Raw genomic sequence first — 15,116 nt, forward strand, 5'->3', positions numbered from 1 at the left:
CCGATCCAGAACACGATTCCATACACGACCCACAGGAGGGAACCATGGAACTTAAGGAGCTAGAGCAATATCAACGACATCATGAGAACTTCGAGATCCGCGTCATTGCCCATGCCGGCAGCCGCTACTATCAGGTCATGCTGGAACCGGAAGACGGTGCCACGCAGGCCTTGACCCGGCGCGGCAAACCGATGCTGTTTCGCTCCCTCGACGATGTCTATGGCGAACTGAAACAGGCCGGTATCCACCGCGCCTATCTGGTCCAGCAGGTTGCCAACGACGAGATCGTCGGACACGAGCCACATTATCATGATCCGCTGCTGTCGCGGATGCCGCTGGTCTTCTGATCCCGGGCCGACGGTATCGATGACGCCAAGCCGACGAATTTTCCATTCACCAACCTGATTTCCCTCCGGCGAGTCCCGCAGTGACTTGCCATGCTCTGGAGGGAATGCTGTTTCTCTTCTCTCTTCTCTCTTCTCTCTTCTCTCTTCCCTCGTTTACGCCGATGCCGGCTTGTCAGGTGACCTGCCACGGGATGTTTCCGCCAACGTCGACTAGAGTCCGACCTAATTGAGGACGGACCATGAAATGAGCGAGATTCACCGAAGAGCAGATCATCGGCATCCTGGCCGAGCATGAAGCGGGGGCGAAGTGTGCTGACCTGTGCCGCAAGCACGGCATGTCGGAGGGCCCCTTCTACAACTGGAAAGCCAAGTTCGGCGACATGACCGTGTCGGAAGCCAAACGGTTGAAAACGCGCGAGGACGAGAATGCCAAGCTGAAGAAGCCACTCGCTGAACTCGGCGATGGAGCAATAGAACCGGGTATCGTCGTAGAGTCGCCCGCGGGTCCCCCGACGCTGGATACGCTCCAGCAGTCGCCATTCGCCGGGGTGCGTCACCCGGGTTTCGTCGCAGCCGTAGGCGTCGGCGAGTCGCTCGGCTTCCAGTAGCAGATCCTGGCGGTTGTCATCGTCGTCGAGCCGGCTGTAGTGAACCTGATACCCTTTGTCGCGCAGGGTATCGGCGAAGTGGCGCATCGCCGACAATATCAGCACGATCTTCTGGGTATAGTGAGGAACATAGTCTCCTTCTGCCCTTACCTCGCAGAGAGCGACGACAGCGTTGGAAGGGGCGGTGGTGAGTCACTCAATTGATCACCAGAATCAGGATCAACGGACGCGACATGAAGTTATTCATAACTTATACGTATTGCCTTGATCGTATAAGATGATCGGGTGAGCACAAGCGCTAATGGTAGAATTCGGTCAAAAGATGCCAGGGAAAGGAGTGGTGCTATGGCGGCCCGTTATGGAGTGCTGCTGGTCAATCTGGGAACGCCCGAGGCGCCCACGGCCAAGGCCGTGAGGGAGTATCTCGGGGAGTTCCTCGGCGATCCCCGGGTCATCGATGCGCCACGCTGGCTGTGGTGGCCGATTCTGCACGGTGTCATTCTGCGCATTCGTCCGCCGAAGGTCGCCAAGGCCTATGCGTCGGTCTGGCAGGAGGAGGGGTCACCGCTGCTGGCGATCGGCCGGCGCCAGCAGAGCGCGTTGAGGGAGTCCTTGGCAGCCAGTACTGGCGAAGCTATCCCGGTGGAGCTGGCGATGACCTACGGCAAGCCGAGTATGGAGGAGGCCGGGCTCAAGCTGCGCGAAGCCGGCGTCGAGCGCATCCTGGTGGTGCCGCTTTATCCCCAATTTTCGCGTACCACGACCGGCGCGGTATTCCAGCGCCTGGCCAGGGCGCTGGAACCTTGTCCGCATCTGCCGGAGCTGCGCTTCGTACGCGATTACCACGACCACCCGGACTATATCGCGGCGCTGGCAGCCAGCGTTCGCCAGCACTGGGAGGCCAATGGCGACCGCGGCCGGCTGCTGATGTCCTATCACGGTATTCCCAAGCGCTACGTCGACAACGGCGACCCCTATGCCAGGCACTGCGAGACGACCAGCCGGCTATTGGCCGAGGAGCTGGGGCTCGGCGAAGGGGAGTGGTTCCAGAGTTATCAGTCGCGATTCGGACGTGAGGAGTGGCTCAAGCCCTACACCGACGAGACTCTCAAGGCCTGGGGCGCGGACAAGATCGAGTGCGTCGACGTCATCAGCCCAGCCTTTGCGGCGGACTGTCTGGAGACCCTGGAAGAGATCGACGCCGAAAATCGCCACTACTTCCAGCAGGCCGGGGGCGGGCGCTATCGTTACATCCCGGCGCTCAATGAACGTCCGGAGCACGTTACCCTGCTGACCCATCTGGTCGAGCAGCACGCCGCCGGCTGGTGACGTCGGCGACGGCAGTTCGCCAAGGCGCCCTTAAGGCAAAGGCGAGTCGCCCTGGGGGGCTTCCTCGACGGTGTGTTTGGGCTTTTCGCTCTCCAGCTCGACCGGATTGCCGCGAGTGCGGGGATCGGGCTTCAGTTTGTGGTGCAGCGCGCTTTTGGCCAGCATGTGGGCCGATACCGGTGCGGTGATGAAGGCGAAAATGGTGATCAGCAGTTCCTGGATGATCGGACCGTCTTCCCGGCTGAAGTAGATCAGCGAGCCGATCAGGGTGCAGCCGACGCCCAGCGTCGTTGTCTTGGAAGGGCCGTGAAGACGCATGTAGAAGTCCTTGAGATGCGTCAGACCCAGCGAGCCGATGAAGGCAAACGCGCCACCGGCAATGAGCATGAAGGCGATCGCGCCTTCGATAATCGTATCCAGCATTGTCACGCCTCCTATTCGATAATGTCGCCGCGCAGCAGATACTTGCAGATGGCGATGGTGCTGACGAAGCCCAGCATCGCGATCAGCAGTGCGGCTTCGAAGTAGTCCTTGTTGTTGACCCAGATACCGAACAGAACGATCAGCGCGATCGAGTTCATGTACATGGTGTCCACCGCCAGCACGCGATCCGGCAGGCTCGGACCAACCAAGGCTCGATAGAAGTTGAGTACGATGGCGGCGCAGAATAGCGCCAGCGCGATCCACAGGGCCGTATCGATCATGATTCGAAGATCTCCAGCAGAGGGCGCTCGTAGCGCTGGTGAATTTCGTCGATCAACGCTTTGGTGTCCGCCACGTCCAGCGCGTGTATGAGCAGCGTCCTGCCGTCGAGCCGCAGGTGGGCGGAGACGGTGCCTGGCGTCATGGTGATGGTGCTGGCCAGGATGGTGATCGGAAAGTTTTCCTTCAGCGTGAGCGGATATTCCACGAAAGCCGGACGCATCCTCCCCCTGGGGTCGAGAATCAATTTCGAGACCTGGACGTTCGCGGTCACGATATCGCCCAGGACGCGGAAGAAGTAACCGAGCAGTTTCAAAGGGCGCTTGATGGTCGGCTGACGCTCCCAGAACGGTCGGCAGATCATCGGAATCAGGATCGCCAGCACGCCGCCGAGAATCCACTGCCCCAGGGCGACGCTCTGCTGCAGCAGTAGCCACACCAGCAGCAGCAGCAGGGATAATACCGGCATTGGCAGCCAGCGAGTGGGAGGAATCATGAGTCACCTCCTGCAACGTTGCGGGACAGGATCGCCTCGGCATAGGCATCGTGATCGAGCAGTTGAGTGGCGCTGGCATCGGTGAACCGTGTGATCGGGCCGGCGAGAATCGATAAAGCCGGTGACGCGCCGATCAGCAGGATCAGTCCTGCCAGCATTGCCGGCTTCAACCTGGGGCCGTCGCTATCGCCGCGTCCGGCCTTCCAGAATACGGTCGAGCCGCTACGTGCCATGGCGACGAGGCCCGCAAAGCTCGATAGCAGCAGCAGCGGCCACAGCCAGGGTTGCTCGCTTGGTAGCGCGGCCTTCAGCAGCAGCGCCTTGCCGATGGCGCCCGAGAGTGGCGGCAGGCCGATCACCGTGACTGCAGCGATGAAGTAGAACAGTCCCAGCAGTGCCGGTTGGGTCACACCGCGGCCGGGGACGATCCTAGCGCCGGCCTTGCCTCGCTGCTCGCCGATCGCATCGGCCAGCAGGAACAGCCCGCCGCTGACCAGAGTGGTATGGATCATGTAGTAGAGCAGGGCGGCGATGGGCGCTTCGCGATTCATGCTGACCCCGACCAGCAGGGTGCCGACGGAAATCAGGATCAGATAGGCCACCTGATTGCGCAGGTCGCGGGCCGATAGAACGCCCAGGCCGCCGAGCGCGAGTGTCGCCAACGCGAACCACCACAGCCAAGGTTGAACGAAATTGGCCAACTCGCCGGCACCGCCGCCGAAGATCAGTGTGTAGACCCTAAGGATGGCGTAGATCCCCACCTTGGTCATGATCGCGAACAGCGCCGCTACCGGCGCCGGGGCACTGCTGTAGGCGCGCGGTAGCCAGAAATAGAGCGGCAGGATCGCGGCCTTGAGACCGAACACCACCAGCAGCATAAACGCGCCAGCCTTGAGCAGGCCGAGTCGGTCGGGACCGAGCGCGGCGACTTTCTGCGACATGTCGGCCATGTTGAGCGTTCCGGTAGTGCCGTAGAGCACGCCGAGAGCGATCAGGAACATCGCCGAGCCTGCCAGATTCAGCGCCACATAGTGGAAGCCGGCCTGGGTGCGGTCCTTGCCGCCGCCATGCATCAGCAGCGAATAGGAGGCGATCAGCAGCACTTCGAAGAACACGAACAGGTTGAAGATGTCTCCGGTCAGGAAAGCACCGTTGATCCCCATCAACTGCAGTTGGAACAGGCCGTGAAAGTTGCTGCCCTTGCGGTCGTCGCCGGCGCAGGCATAAGCGATGCTGCCGAGGGCCAGAAAGGCTGTCAGGCAGACCATCAGCGCCGAAAGTCGATCGAGCACCAGCACGATACCGAAAGGCGGCTGCCAGTCGCCCAGCGCGTAGTAGGTGATCTCTCCGCTGTCGCTCTGGATCACCAGCGCGGCGCTGATCACCAGCAGTGCCGCCGTGCTGGTCAAGGCGATCGCCCGGCGAGGTAGCACGGTCGAGTCTCGTTTGACCAGCATCAACAGCCCGCTCAGCAGCGGCAGGAGGATCGGAAGCGCGATCAGGTGATGCATCATGACTTGTCCTCCTTCGACTCTTCGCCGCGCTGATCGTTGACCTGATCGCTACCCTGGTCGCCGCGCACGCGCATCGCCAGAATGACCGAGAAGGCGGTCATGGCAAAGCCGATCACGATGGCAGTCAGGACCAGCGCCTGGGGCAGCGGATCGGCATAGTCATTGACGCCGTCGCGAATGACCGCCGCCCCGTTGGTAGTGAGTCCGCCGGTGGAGAACAGGAACAGGTTGACCGCATAGGAGAGCAGGGTCAGTCCCACGACCACGGGAAAGGTACGGCCCCGCAGCGCCAGATAGAGACCGCTAGCGGCCAGGAAACCGGTTACGGTGGCGTAGAGCGCTTCCATCAGACGGTCTCCTTTTCGTTCTCTTTGCTGGGCCGGTGTCGTGTGGTCAGTTTGCCCAGATTGGCCAGAATCATCAGCGTGGCACCGACGACCGTCAGGTAGACCCCGAGATCGAACAGCATTGCCGTGGCCAGCTCGATTTCGCCGATATAGGGGATCGAGAAATGGCCGAAGGCGGAGGTCAGGAAATTGTGGCCGAACAGCCAACTGCCGAGCCCGGTCAAGGTGGCGATGGCGACGCCTGTCACGGCGATGGGCTGGTACTGGAAGGAGAGGCGTTGCTGGGCCCAGTCCACGCCCCGCGCGATATAGAGGAGGATCAGCGCGACCGCCGTCACCAGACCGGCGATGAAGCCGCCGCCGGGTTCGTTGTGACCCCGCAGGAAGATGAACACCGAGACCAGCAGCGCCAACGGCAGCAGGCTTTGTGACACGGTCGCCAACAGCATGGGGTGCAGATCCCGGGACCAGGGGCGGCCTTCGCTGTCGCTCGATGGCATGAACAGGCGCAGGCGATTGAGCAGCTTGTAGATGCCGATGGCAGCGATGCAGAGCACGGTGATCTCGCCGAGCGTATCGAATCCGCGGAAGTCGACCAGAATGACGTTGACTACGTTGTGCCCGCCACCGCCGCTGACGCTGTTGTCGAGGAAGAAACCGGAGATGCTGTCCATCGGCCGGGTCAACAAGGCGTAGTTGAGGCTCGCCACTACACCACCGAAACCGGCTGCCAGCAGCACGTCCCTCACCACGCGTGCGCCGCTGGATTCCTTAGGCGTGCGCTGGGGCAGGAAGAACAGTGCCAGCATCAGCAGAATGACGGTCACCACTTCGACCGCCAGTTGCGTCAGCGCGAGATCGGGGGCGGAAAAGCGGGCGAACGCCAGCGATACCATCAGCCCCACGACCGACAGCATCATCAGCGAGACCAGGCGACGGCGGTGGAGAATGGCGGTACCCAGGCCCGCCAGAATCGTAATACCGGCGCCGGCGAGCAGCAGGCCGTCGAGCGGCTGCGGTTGGCGCGAGCCCTGCAACTGATCGAGATCCAGCAGTCCGCTGCCGGTAAGGAACAGTACGGCCACGATCAGCCACAGCATGTAGCGCTGCAGCGAGCCGTTCTCCAGCCGATCGATGGTGACCTGAGTCCATTGCAGCAGGCGACGCACGCTGTGCTCGAAGATCATCAGTGCGTTGCGCTGCGGGAACTGGCGCTGGAAGTTGAACAGATTGCGGCGCACGGTATAGATGCCGACACCGCCGGCCAGCGCGATGGCGCTCATCAGCAGCGGGAGGTTGAAGCCGTGCCAGATCGACAACTGAAGCTCCGGCCTCGGCGCCAGGATCGTGGCCCGGGCGGCGGCATCGAGCAGTCCGGAAACGATCACTGCCGGTATCAGCCCGATGACGATGCACAGGCCGACCAGAATCAGCATGGGCAGGCGCATCGGGAACGGCGCTTCATGCGGCGTCTTGGGAAGCTCCTTCGCCTCCGGGCCGAAGAAGACATTGCGAATCAGACGCAGCGAATAGGCCACCGACAGCACGCTGCCGAGCGTTGCCAGGACCGGGATCAGCCAGGCCAGGCCGCCCAGCAGGCCGCTCTCCAGGGTCTCGGTCAGCATCATCTCCTTGGAGATGAAGCCGTTGAGCAGGGGCACTCCCGCCATCGAGGCCGCGGCCAGGCCCGCCAGCGCCGCCGTCATAGGCATGCTGCGGCGCAGCCCGCTCAGCTTGCGGATGTCACGCGTGCCGGTTTCGTGGTCGATGATCCCGGAGGACATGAACAGCGCCGCCTTGAACGTGGCGTGGTTGATGATGTGGAAGAGCCCCGCCACCACGGCCAGCTTGCTGTCCAGCCCGAACAGCATGGTGATCAGGCCCAGGTGGCTCACGGTGGAGAACGCCAGCACGCCCTTGAGATCGTACTTGAGCAAAGCAAAATAGGCGGCGTAGATCATCGTCACCAGCCCGGTGAGGGTGACGATGTAGAGCCACAACTGGGAGCCGGCCAGCGCCGGGTGCAGGCGGGCGAGCAGGAAGACGCCCGCCTTGACCATGGTGGCGGAGTGCAGAAACGCCGAGACTGGTGTCGGTGCGGCCATCGCATGCGGGAGCCAGAAGTGGAAAGGAAACTGTGCCGATTTGGTGAACGCGCCGAGCAACACCAGCAGCAGCGCCGGCAGATAACGGGGGTCGGCCTGGATGAGATCGCGGCTGTCGAGTACCGTCTGCATGTCGTAGGTGCCGACGATATGGCCGATCAGCAGGAAACCGGCCAGCATCGCCAATCCGCCCATGCCGGTAACCGCCAGTGCCATGCGCGCGCCGCGACGTGCCTCGCTCTGCTGATACCAATAGCCGATCAGCAGAAACGACGACAGACTGGTCAACTCCCAGAACACCCACAGTAGCAACAGGTTGTCGGCCATCACGATGCCGATCATGGACGTCATGAACAGCATTAGATAGGCGTAGAAGCGCGGCATGCTGTCCTCGGGCGCCAGGTAGTAGCGGGCGTAGAGAATGATCAGCAGCCCGATACCCAGAATCAACAGCAGGAACAGCAGCGAGAGGCCGTCGAGCCGGAATGCCAAATCGAGGCCCAGTTGCGGCACCCAGCTCATGCTGGAGTGGTAGACCTCGCCCGCCACCACGCCCGGGGCATGGGCGATCACGATGCCCAGCGCGATCGCGGGAAGCAGGGCGGTGGACCAGGCATTGAGGTTGCGTTGCCGGTTACTGCTCAGCAACGGTACGAGGCTGCCCAGTAGCGGCAGCAGAACGATCAGCGGCAGTGACATGAAGTTGTCGCTCTATTCTTGGATCAGGGAGGCCCGTTTCTCGATCTGCCTCATGGCGGCAGCCGGTCGGCTCGAGCTTCGGTTCGCGCCGTCGCGATCGATCCGCGATCCCATCTCGCCTCAGTGTAAGCGATGTTGCCAGTCGCACGAGGCGTGCGTCTTGGGACGTGGTCGACGTCGGGGCGATGATGGCCTTTCTCCGCGCGAGACGAAGCGGTAGCCGTCTACGGACAAGTGGCGATGGCGATACCCATGATGCCATGGGGTAGCTGTTGCCAGATCAGAGGCGCTGGGGCGGATCGGTCAGGTAAGGACGACGAACGCCGCGAGGTGCCAGCATCCAGGCGGGGGTCTGGCTCCGAAGTGTGATCGTGCCGGCAATGGATGGCAGAGTCTGGGCACCGATACGAGTCGGGGCACCAATACGACAGGTCGCGCATGTCAGCGAAAGCTGGCTAGGCATGTGGCCCGGCATGGTGTCTCTCCTCCCTTCAGTAAACGCCTGGTCATGGTTCGCTGAGCGCGAAATTATTGAAAATATTAATAAATTATGGAAACCGAATGGTGGCGTTGGTCCGACTTTACCACGCCGATATACACCTAGCCATAGGTTGCAATGGATGGCGGTTGCCCCGGCGCGGACGAGCGGGGCCTCGGGTCCGGGCCAAAGGGAAGCGCGCTGCGCCGGGGGCGGACGGCGCTTTCGGCCCTCGCGCAGGGAACGAGGACGTCGGCCGCGGGTCGCTTCCCCGGGCGACGGGATACGCTACACTGCGGTGCAATCCGCCAGCGCAACCGCGTCGGCGTCCAGCGTCTCTTGGAACCACTTCAGCATAAGGATGTGCCCCCGTGAAGCGTTCACTACCGGTCAAGGCTCCTGCCACACTCTCGCTCTGCCTCTCGCTGGCGCTACTGGGATGTCAGAGCGTCGCCGATACCAATACCGCGTCGAAAAGTCGCACCGGCGAAATGATCTCCTCTACCGCTCCCCAGGAGACGACGTCGAGCACGTCCGACCCCCGGACGGCGACCGAGGAGACTGCCAATGGCTCCGCGGATACCGGGATCGTGCAGGATCCGGCCGGATTCGACGCCTGGGTCGACGAGTTTCGGCAGCGGGCGGCCGCCGAGGGCATCGATCAGGCAACGCTGGCGCAAGCGTTCGATCGGGTCAGTTACCAGCCACGCATTCTCGAGTACAACCGCTCCCAGCCCGAATTCACCCGCCAGATCTGGAGCTATCTCGACAGTGCCGTCTCGGCGTCGCGCGTCTCCAATGGTCGCGAGCGTCTTGCCGCTAACCGTGCCACGGTGGATGAGGTCACGCAAAAATATGGCGTCCCCGGGGAAATCATCGTTGCCATCTGGGGGATCGAGAGCAACTACGGCAGCAACTTCGGCGACTTCGAAACCATCGATGCGCTCTCGACGCTGGGTTTCGACGGCCGCCGTCGGTCGTTTGCGCGAGGCGAGCTGATGGCCGCGCTGAAGATACTGCAGAACGGCGATATCGACCGGGATCAAATGCGGGGTTCCTGGGCCGGGGCGATGGGGCATACCCAGTTCATTCCGAGCAGTTTCCTGGCCTATGCGGTGGACGAGGACGGCGATGGCCGCCGGGATATCTGGGGCAGCATACCCGACGTAATGGCCTCGACGGCCAACTACTTGGATGCTTCCGGCTGGCAACGTGGACAACCCTGGGGGGTCGAGGTCACGCTGCCGGACGACTTCGATTACTCCCAGACCGAACTGGCGGTGCGCCACGCCGCCCAGGCATGGCAGGCGCAGGGCGTGAAGCGCCTAGACGGCCAGTCGTTGCCGGACTTCGATCAGGCCTCGGTGATCGCCCCCGCGGGCGCCCGAGGGCCGGCGTTTCTGGTCGGCCACAACTTCCGTGTGATCATGCGCTACAACGCCTCGACCAGTTACGCGCTGGCCGTCGCCACGCTGTCGGACCGGCTGGCCGGACGACCGGGAATCCAGGGCGAATGGCCACGCGATGAGCCGGCGTTGTCGCGTGATCGCATTCGACGCATGCAGCAGGGCCTCAATGCTCACGGCTTCGATGTCGGTACGCCTGATGGCCTGGTCGGCCCCAATACTCGGGCGGGGTTGCGAGCCTATCAGCGCAGCATCGGCGTTATCCCCGACGGCTATCCCACGCAGTCCCTGATCCAGCGCCTGACCAACGGCTGACCCCCGTCTCGACGCGCGGCGGGAAGCATTCCCCGCCGCGCGTCCGCTTATTGCCATGCTCGACAACCTCGGCGTCTCGGCATCGAGCTGATTCGCGACCCCGCGAGCTGGCTGGGCCGACATTCATCGATGGCTCAGGTCTCGGCAGGTTGACGCCACTCGCCATCTCCCCGGTGTTGTCGGCGATGAGGCGGCGCATCAGATTTCGGTCACCGCCGCCGGTACGACTGCCCATCGAGTCGCTGGACGGGCGGTGGCGTCAGAATAGTCGCGCGAGCAGCGCGGTAACGGCGGTTTCCACGCGCAGAATGCGCTCTCCCAGATGAATCCCCTCGAAGCCCAGCTCGAGAAACTTTTCGACCTCGTAATCGACGAAACCGCCCTCCGGGCCGATCGCCAGCAGCGTCGGCTCGGTGATGGCGCGTGGGCAGGCCTGGGCCAGGCCGGGGTGCGCCAGCAGGCCACACTGGCCCTCGAGAAGGGGCGGCAGCCGATCTTCCACGAACGGTTTGAAACGGGTTTCCAGCATGATCTCCGGCAGCCGGGTATCGCGTGCCTGCTCCAGCCCGAGCAGCAAGTGCTGGCGGATCTTCTCCGGCTTCAGTTCGGGGGATTGCCAGTAGCTCTTCTCGACGCGTCGGGTATGCATCAAGGTCACGCGTTTGACCCCCAGCGCCGAGACGTGCTCCAGCGTTCTCGCCAGCATCCGCGGGCGAGGCAGCGCCAGCAGCAGGTGCACCGGCAGTGGCGCCGGCGGCTCGCGGTCGAGGGTGATCCGGAACCGCGCCTCGGTATCGCTCAGCGCGAGCAGTTCCCCGCGCCCCATCAGGCCATCCAGGGCGCCCACGGTCAGGCTGTCACCGGGGGTCGCGCGGTGGACATCGACGAGGTGGCGCAGGCGGCGCGGATCACGAATGGTGGCGTGGGTGTCGTCCAGCCACTCGTCGGGCTGTAGCAGGATCAGGTTCATGAGATAACAGTTCAACACAGTGTCGGGAGCTGGCAGGGTCGTCATTCTGCCTGAGCGCTGCGCTCGAACCTAGCTGCGCGTGAACGTGGGCGGTCATGGATATGGAATCCCCTAGCGATGCACAGGATTGCCATCGATGGAGTACAGCGGCGAGCGGGATGCCTTTCTGACATAATGTCCCATTCACTCAGTCACAGCTTCAGAAGAAGGCTAGCGATGAAGGTTCTGATCATTGGCGGGGGCGGGCGCGAACATGCGCTGGCATGGAAAGCGGCACAATCGCCGCGGGTCGAGACGGTATTCGTGGCGCCAGGCAATGCCGGCACCGCGCGGGAGCCGGGGCTGACCAACGTTGCCATCGATGTCATGGAGAGCGAGGCGCTGATCGCCTTCGCCCGTGACAACGCGGTCGACCTGACGATCGTCGGTCCGGAAGCCCCGCTCGTCGCCGGCGTCGTCGATGCCTTTCAGTCGGCCGGGTTGGCGATCTTCGGTCCGAGCGAAGGTGCCGCCCAGCTCGAGGGCTCCAAGGCGTTCACCAAGGACTTCCTGGCACGCCATTCGATCCCCTCCGCCGATTACCGGACCTTCAGTGACGTCGCTCCCGCGCTGGCCTACCTGAAGCAGATGGGGGCGCCGATCGTGATCAAGGCCGATGGCCTGGCGGCGGGAAAGGGCGTTGTGGTGGCGATGACCGAAGCCGAAGCCGAGGCGGCGATTCGCGACATGCTCGAGGACAACGCCTTCGGCGACGCCGGCGCGCGGGTGGTGATCGAGGAGTTTCTCGACGGCGAGGAGGCGAGCTTCATCGTCATGGTCGACGGCGAGCACGTGCTGCCGATGGCCACCAGCCAGGACCACAAGCGGGCGGGTGATGGCGACACCGGCCCCAACACCGGCGGCATGGGGGCCTACTCTCCCGCGCCGGTAGTCACCGCGAGCGTCAATCAGCGCATTATGGACGAGGTGATCCTGCCCACGGTTCGCGGCATGGCCGCCGAGGGACATCCCTACACAGGCTTTCTCTATGCCGGACTGATGATCGACGCCGATGGCGCCCCCAAGGTGATCGAGTACAACTGCCGCTTCGGCGATCCGGAAACCCAGCCGATCCTGATGCGCCTGAAAGGCGATCTGGTGGCGCTGTGTCAGGCGGCGCTCGAGGGCAAGCTCGATCAGATCGAGTGCGAGTGGGATTCGCGTGCCGCCGTCGGTGTGGTGCTGGCGGCGGAAGGCTATCCCGGCAGCTATCGCAAGGGTGACGAGATCACTGGGCTCGAGGCGGCCGATGCAGCTAGCTGCAAGGTCTTTCACGCCGGTACCCGCATGAGCGACGATGGTCGCGTCGTCACCAGCGGTGGTCGCGTGCTATGTGTGACCGCTCTCGGCGATACGGTCGGCGCCGCAACGGCGCAGGCTTACGCCGGTCTCGAGCTGGTGCGCTGGGCCGGCGCCGAGTACCGTCGCGATATTGCCTATCGTGCCATCGCCCGAGAGCGTCATCCGGACTGAGAAACGTCAGCCATCCTGAAGAAGTCAGGCGCTTTAGAAACAAGGAAAATCCGCCATGCAGCAAGTGAGGCATCGATCGACGATCGGACAGCAGCTCGAGCGCTCAAGCTGCCGCGGCATTGTGGCGGGGTTCTGCACTAGCCGGTCGAACTTGCTGAATGAAGAGGTTCTGCATGTCGCGTGAATTTCCGATCATCGCGGTGACGGGCTCTTCCGGCGCGGGCACCACCACGGTCAAGCGCACCTTCGAGCGCATGTTCGCCCGCGAGGACGTGCACGCCGCGTTCATCGACGGCGATGCCTTTCATCGCTATTCGCGGGCGGAATTGGCGCAGATTCTTCAAGTCGAGCCGGAGCGCAAGGCGGAACTTTCTCACTTCTCGGTCAATGCCAACCTGCTCGACCATCTCGATGCGCTGTTCCAGGAGTACGGGGAGAGTGGCAAGGGCACCTATCGCCACTACATTCATGCCGAAGACAAGCGCATGATCGAGGCGGGCTGGCAGGTCGGGACCTTCACCGACTGGCAGCCGATCCCCAGCGGCACCGATCTGATGCTCTACGAGGGACTGCACGGTGGTTTGGTGACCCACGAGGTCGATATCGCCAGGCATGTCGACATGCTGATCGGCGTGGCGCCGACGATCAATCTCGAGTGGTTGCAGAAGATCGATCGCGATACCAAGCTGCGCGGCTACTCTCAGGAAGCGGTCATCGACACCATCCTCGGGCGCATGCACGACTACGTGCGCTACATCCAGCCCCAGCTGTCGCGCACGCACATCAATTTCCAGCGCGTGCCGACGGTCGATACCTCGAACCCGTTCGAGCTGCAGGACGTGCCCAACGATGGCGAGTCGTTCGTGGTCATTCGGTTCCGGGATCCGGCGGCCGTCGACTTTCCCTACCTGGTCACCATGATTCATGATGCCTTCATGAGCCGACCCAATACGCTGGTCGTCCCGGGGGCGCGCCTGTCGCTGGCGATGGACCTGATCCTCGCACCCCAGGTGCGCCAACTGCTGGCCCAGCGCCGTTTTCGTTGAGCCTTGTCGCCGACCGATACCTCAATTCCGACATCAGGAGCTCCCATGGAGCCGACACTCTTCAGCAAGATCATCGACCGCGAGATACCGGCGGATATCGTCTACGAAGACGACGAGGTGCTGGCCTTCAATGACATCGATCCGAAGGCGCCCACGCATATTCTGATCATCCCCAAGAAAGCGATTGCCACCCTCAACGACATCGAGGAAGGCGATCTGGCGCTGATCGGACGGTTGCAATACACCGCGGCCAAGCTGGCCAAGGAACTCGGGTTCGCCGAGGAAGGCTATCGTGTGGTGATGAACTGCAACGAAGCGGGCGGGCAGTCGGTCTATCATATCCACATGCACTTGCTGGGTGGGCGTCGCATGCAGTGGCCGCCAGGCTGAAAACCGGTTTGCTCGCCCGAGTGGCGTCAACAAGGAGGTTTCGATGACTCGCAAGATTTCCCGCGCCGACAATCTGATCCACCAGTTCGATACGGTGTTGCGCACGCTGGTGCCCAGAGCGGCCCAGCCCAGCCGACCCTCTCCGGCCAACGTGCAACCCGACAGTCATCTCGACGAGGACCAGCGCCATCACGTGGCGGGGCTGATGCGCATCAATCACACTGGCGAAGTGTGCGCGCAGGCGCTCTACCAGGGGCAGGGGCTGACGGCCAAATTGACCGAGACTCGCCAGCGCATGGAAGAGGCGGCGGCGGAGGAAATCGATCATCTGGCCTGGTGCGATCAGCGCCTGCAAGAGCTCGACAGCCGTACCAGCTATCTCAATCCGGCGTTTTACGTGGCGTCGTTCGGGCTGGGAGCGGTGGCTGGGGCGATCGGCGATCGGGTCAGCCTGGGATTCGTCGCCGCCACGGAAGAGCAGGTGGGGCGGCATCTCGAGGCCCATCTGCGCAAGCTGCCGATCGACGACAAGCGCTCGCGCGCGGTGCTCGAGCAGATGCGCATCGACGAAGCGCAGCACGAGCGCTGGGCGCTGGAGTCCGGCGGCCAGCGCTTCCCGCTGCCGCTGAAGTGGGGCATGCGGCTGATGTCGAAGGTGATGACCAAGAGCGTCTATCGCCTCTGATCCATGGGCTACGGGCTACGAAGAAAGCCAGCGACAAATGTGAACTGCACCCCGAAAGTTGGACACCCATCCAATCTTCGGGGTGTTTTTGATGGCGAGATACGATGAGAGCTTCAAACTGCGGGTTGTTCAGCAGTGTTTGCGTGAGGATGTCAGTCAGAGGGAGG

Annotated in this window: 14 protein-coding genes and 2 pseudogenes; 8 read left to right on the forward strand and 8 right to left on the reverse strand. The window is 62.9% G+C overall.

The window, feature by feature from the left end; translation table 11 throughout:
* Positions 1-44: 44 nt before the first annotated feature.
* Together F0A16_RS18215 and F0A16_RS18220 are read left to right on the forward strand one after the other, a co-directional pair.
* Entirely contained in the window at positions 45-347 is a 303-nt protein-coding gene (locus tag F0A16_RS18215) for a DUF6482 family protein (protein ID WP_149436875.1), read from the forward strand.
* Between the two features lie 269 nt (positions 348-616).
* Positions 617-802 (forward strand): annotated as a pseudogene (locus F0A16_RS18220) (transposase); the annotation flags it as partial.
* 39 nt (positions 803-841) lie between these two features.
* On the opposite strand, the pseudogene F0A16_RS18225 reads toward F0A16_RS18220, so the two are convergent.
* Positions 842-1,078, reverse strand: a pseudogene (locus F0A16_RS18225) (cryptochrome/photolyase family protein); the annotation flags it as partial.
* Positions 1,079-1,300: 222 nt separating this feature from the next.
* Between F0A16_RS18225 and hemH the strand changes: the two are divergent.
* Positions 1,301-2,284, forward strand: a complete 984-nt coding sequence (gene hemH, locus F0A16_RS18230) for a ferrochelatase (RefSeq protein ID WP_149436877.1) — start codon at positions 1,301-1,303, stop codon at positions 2,282-2,284.
* Between the two features lie 30 nt (positions 2,285-2,314).
* On the opposite strand, the gene F0A16_RS18235 is transcribed toward hemH, so the two are convergent.
* The 6 genes from F0A16_RS18235 to F0A16_RS18260 are packed head-to-tail and all read right to left on the reverse strand — an operon-like array spanning position 2,315 to position 8,147.
* Positions 2,315-2,707 carry a Na+/H+ antiporter subunit G gene (locus F0A16_RS18235; RefSeq protein WP_187776072.1) on the reverse strand — a complete coding sequence of 131 codons (393 nt, stop codon included), beginning with the start codon at positions 2,705-2,707 and terminating at the stop codon, positions 2,315-2,317.
* 11 nt (positions 2,708-2,718) lie between these two features.
* Entirely contained in the window at positions 2,719-2,988 is a 270-nt protein-coding gene (locus F0A16_RS18240) for a K+/H+ antiporter subunit F (RefSeq protein WP_149436879.1), read from the reverse strand.
* On the reverse strand, positions 2,985-3,482 hold the full coding sequence (locus F0A16_RS18245; protein ID WP_149436881.1) for a Na+/H+ antiporter subunit E: 498 nt from the start codon (positions 3,480-3,482) through the stop codon (positions 2,985-2,987). Before F0A16_RS18245 ends, F0A16_RS18240 begins: the two co-directional genes overlap by 4 nt.
* Positions 3,479-4,996, reverse strand: coding sequence for a monovalent cation/H+ antiporter subunit D (locus tag F0A16_RS18250; protein ID WP_149436883.1), 1,518 nt, complete (start codon positions 4,994-4,996; stop codon positions 3,479-3,481). Before F0A16_RS18250 ends, F0A16_RS18245 begins: the two co-directional genes overlap by 4 nt.
* Positions 4,993-5,343 carry a Na+/H+ antiporter subunit C gene (locus F0A16_RS18255; protein ID WP_149436885.1) on the reverse strand — a complete coding sequence of 117 codons (351 nt, stop codon included), beginning with the start codon at positions 5,341-5,343 and terminating at the stop codon, positions 4,993-4,995. The genes F0A16_RS18250 and F0A16_RS18255 overlap by 4 nt, the downstream gene beginning before the upstream one ends.
* Positions 5,343-8,147, reverse strand: a complete 2,805-nt coding sequence (locus F0A16_RS18260) for a monovalent cation/H+ antiporter subunit A (protein WP_149436887.1) — start codon at positions 8,145-8,147, stop codon at positions 5,343-5,345. The genes F0A16_RS18255 and F0A16_RS18260 overlap by 1 nt, the downstream gene beginning before the upstream one ends.
* 849 nt (positions 8,148-8,996) lie before the next feature.
* Here F0A16_RS18260 and F0A16_RS18265 point away from each other — a divergent pair.
* Positions 8,997-10,346 (forward strand): lytic murein transglycosylase, encoded by a 1,350-nt coding sequence (locus tag F0A16_RS18265; RefSeq protein WP_239023882.1) that lies wholly within the window; start codon positions 8,997-8,999, stop codon positions 10,344-10,346.
* 259 nt (positions 10,347-10,605) lie between these two features.
* Here the strand turns inward: F0A16_RS18265 and F0A16_RS18270 are convergent, their stop codons facing one another.
* Positions 10,606-11,316, reverse strand: coding sequence for a 16S rRNA (uracil(1498)-N(3))-methyltransferase (locus F0A16_RS18270; protein ID WP_149436889.1), 711 nt, complete (start codon positions 11,314-11,316; stop codon positions 10,606-10,608).
* 216 nt (positions 11,317-11,532) lie between these two features.
* Between F0A16_RS18270 and purD the strand changes: the two genes are divergently transcribed.
* The 4 genes from purD to coq7 all read left to right on the forward strand — a co-directional run bounded on the left by purD (position 11,533) and on the right by coq7 (position 14,949).
* Positions 11,533-12,828 carry a phosphoribosylamine--glycine ligase gene (gene purD / locus F0A16_RS18275; RefSeq protein ID WP_149436891.1) on the forward strand — a complete coding sequence of 432 codons (1,296 nt, stop codon included), beginning with the start codon at positions 11,533-11,535 and terminating at the stop codon, positions 12,826-12,828.
* 173 nt (positions 12,829-13,001) lie between these two features.
* Complete coding sequence (locus tag F0A16_RS18280; RefSeq protein ID WP_149436893.1) at positions 13,002-13,874, forward strand: phosphoribulokinase; 873 nt, start codon at positions 13,002-13,004, stop codon at positions 13,872-13,874.
* A gap of 45 nt (positions 13,875-13,919) precedes the next feature.
* Positions 13,920-14,264, forward strand: coding sequence for a histidine triad nucleotide-binding protein (locus tag F0A16_RS18285; RefSeq protein WP_149436895.1), 345 nt, complete (start codon positions 13,920-13,922; stop codon positions 14,262-14,264).
* 43 nt (positions 14,265-14,307) lie between these two features.
* Positions 14,308-14,949, forward strand: a complete 642-nt coding sequence (gene coq7, locus F0A16_RS18290) for a 2-polyprenyl-3-methyl-6-methoxy-1,4-benzoquinone monooxygenase (RefSeq protein WP_149436897.1) — start codon at positions 14,308-14,310, stop codon at positions 14,947-14,949.
* Positions 14,950-15,116: the final 167 nt, after the last annotated feature.

Origin of the sequence: Salinicola corii (genome assembly GCF_008298015.1) — a bacterium.
GTDB classification, from domain to species: domain Bacteria; phylum Pseudomonadota; class Gammaproteobacteria; order Pseudomonadales; family Halomonadaceae; genus Salinicola; species Salinicola corii.

Bases quoted from the DNA above. Each gene is read 5' to 3' on its own strand.
- F0A16_RS18215 (WP_149436875.1), top strand. From the start codon at position 45: ATGGAACTTAAGGAGCTAGAGCAATATCAACGACATCATGAGAACTTC.
- hemH (WP_149436877.1), top strand. From the start codon at position 1,301: ATGGCGGCCCGTTATGGAGTGCTGCTGGTCAATCTGGGAACGCCCGAG.
- F0A16_RS18235 (WP_187776072.1), bottom strand. From the start codon at position 2,707: ATGCTGGATACGATTATCGAAGGCGCGATCGCCTTCATGCTCATTGCC.
- F0A16_RS18240 (WP_149436879.1), bottom strand. From the start codon at position 2,988: ATGATCGATACGGCCCTGTGGATCGCGCTGGCGCTATTCTGCGCCGCC.
- F0A16_RS18245 (WP_149436881.1), bottom strand. From the start codon at position 3,482: ATGATTCCTCCCACTCGCTGGCTGCCAATGCCGGTATTATCCCTGCTG.
- F0A16_RS18250 (WP_149436883.1), bottom strand. From the start codon at position 4,996: ATGATGCATCACCTGATCGCGCTTCCGATCCTCCTGCCGCTGCTGAGC.
- F0A16_RS18255 (WP_149436885.1), bottom strand. From the start codon at position 5,343: ATGGAAGCGCTCTACGCCACCGTAACCGGTTTCCTGGCCGCTAGCGGT.
- F0A16_RS18260 (WP_149436887.1), bottom strand. From the start codon at position 8,147: ATGTCACTGCCGCTGATCGTTCTGCTGCCGCTACTGGGCAGCCTCGTA.
- F0A16_RS18270 (WP_149436889.1), bottom strand. From the start codon at position 11,316: ATGAACCTGATCCTGCTACAGCCCGACGAGTGGCTGGACGACACCCAC.
- purD (WP_149436891.1), top strand. From the start codon at position 11,533: ATGAAGGTTCTGATCATTGGCGGGGGCGGGCGCGAACATGCGCTGGCA.
- F0A16_RS18280 (WP_149436893.1), top strand. From the start codon at position 13,002: ATGTCGCGTGAATTTCCGATCATCGCGGTGACGGGCTCTTCCGGCGCG.
- F0A16_RS18285 (WP_149436895.1), top strand. From the start codon at position 13,920: ATGGAGCCGACACTCTTCAGCAAGATCATCGACCGCGAGATACCGGCG.
- coq7 (WP_149436897.1), top strand. From the start codon at position 14,308: ATGACTCGCAAGATTTCCCGCGCCGACAATCTGATCCACCAGTTCGAT.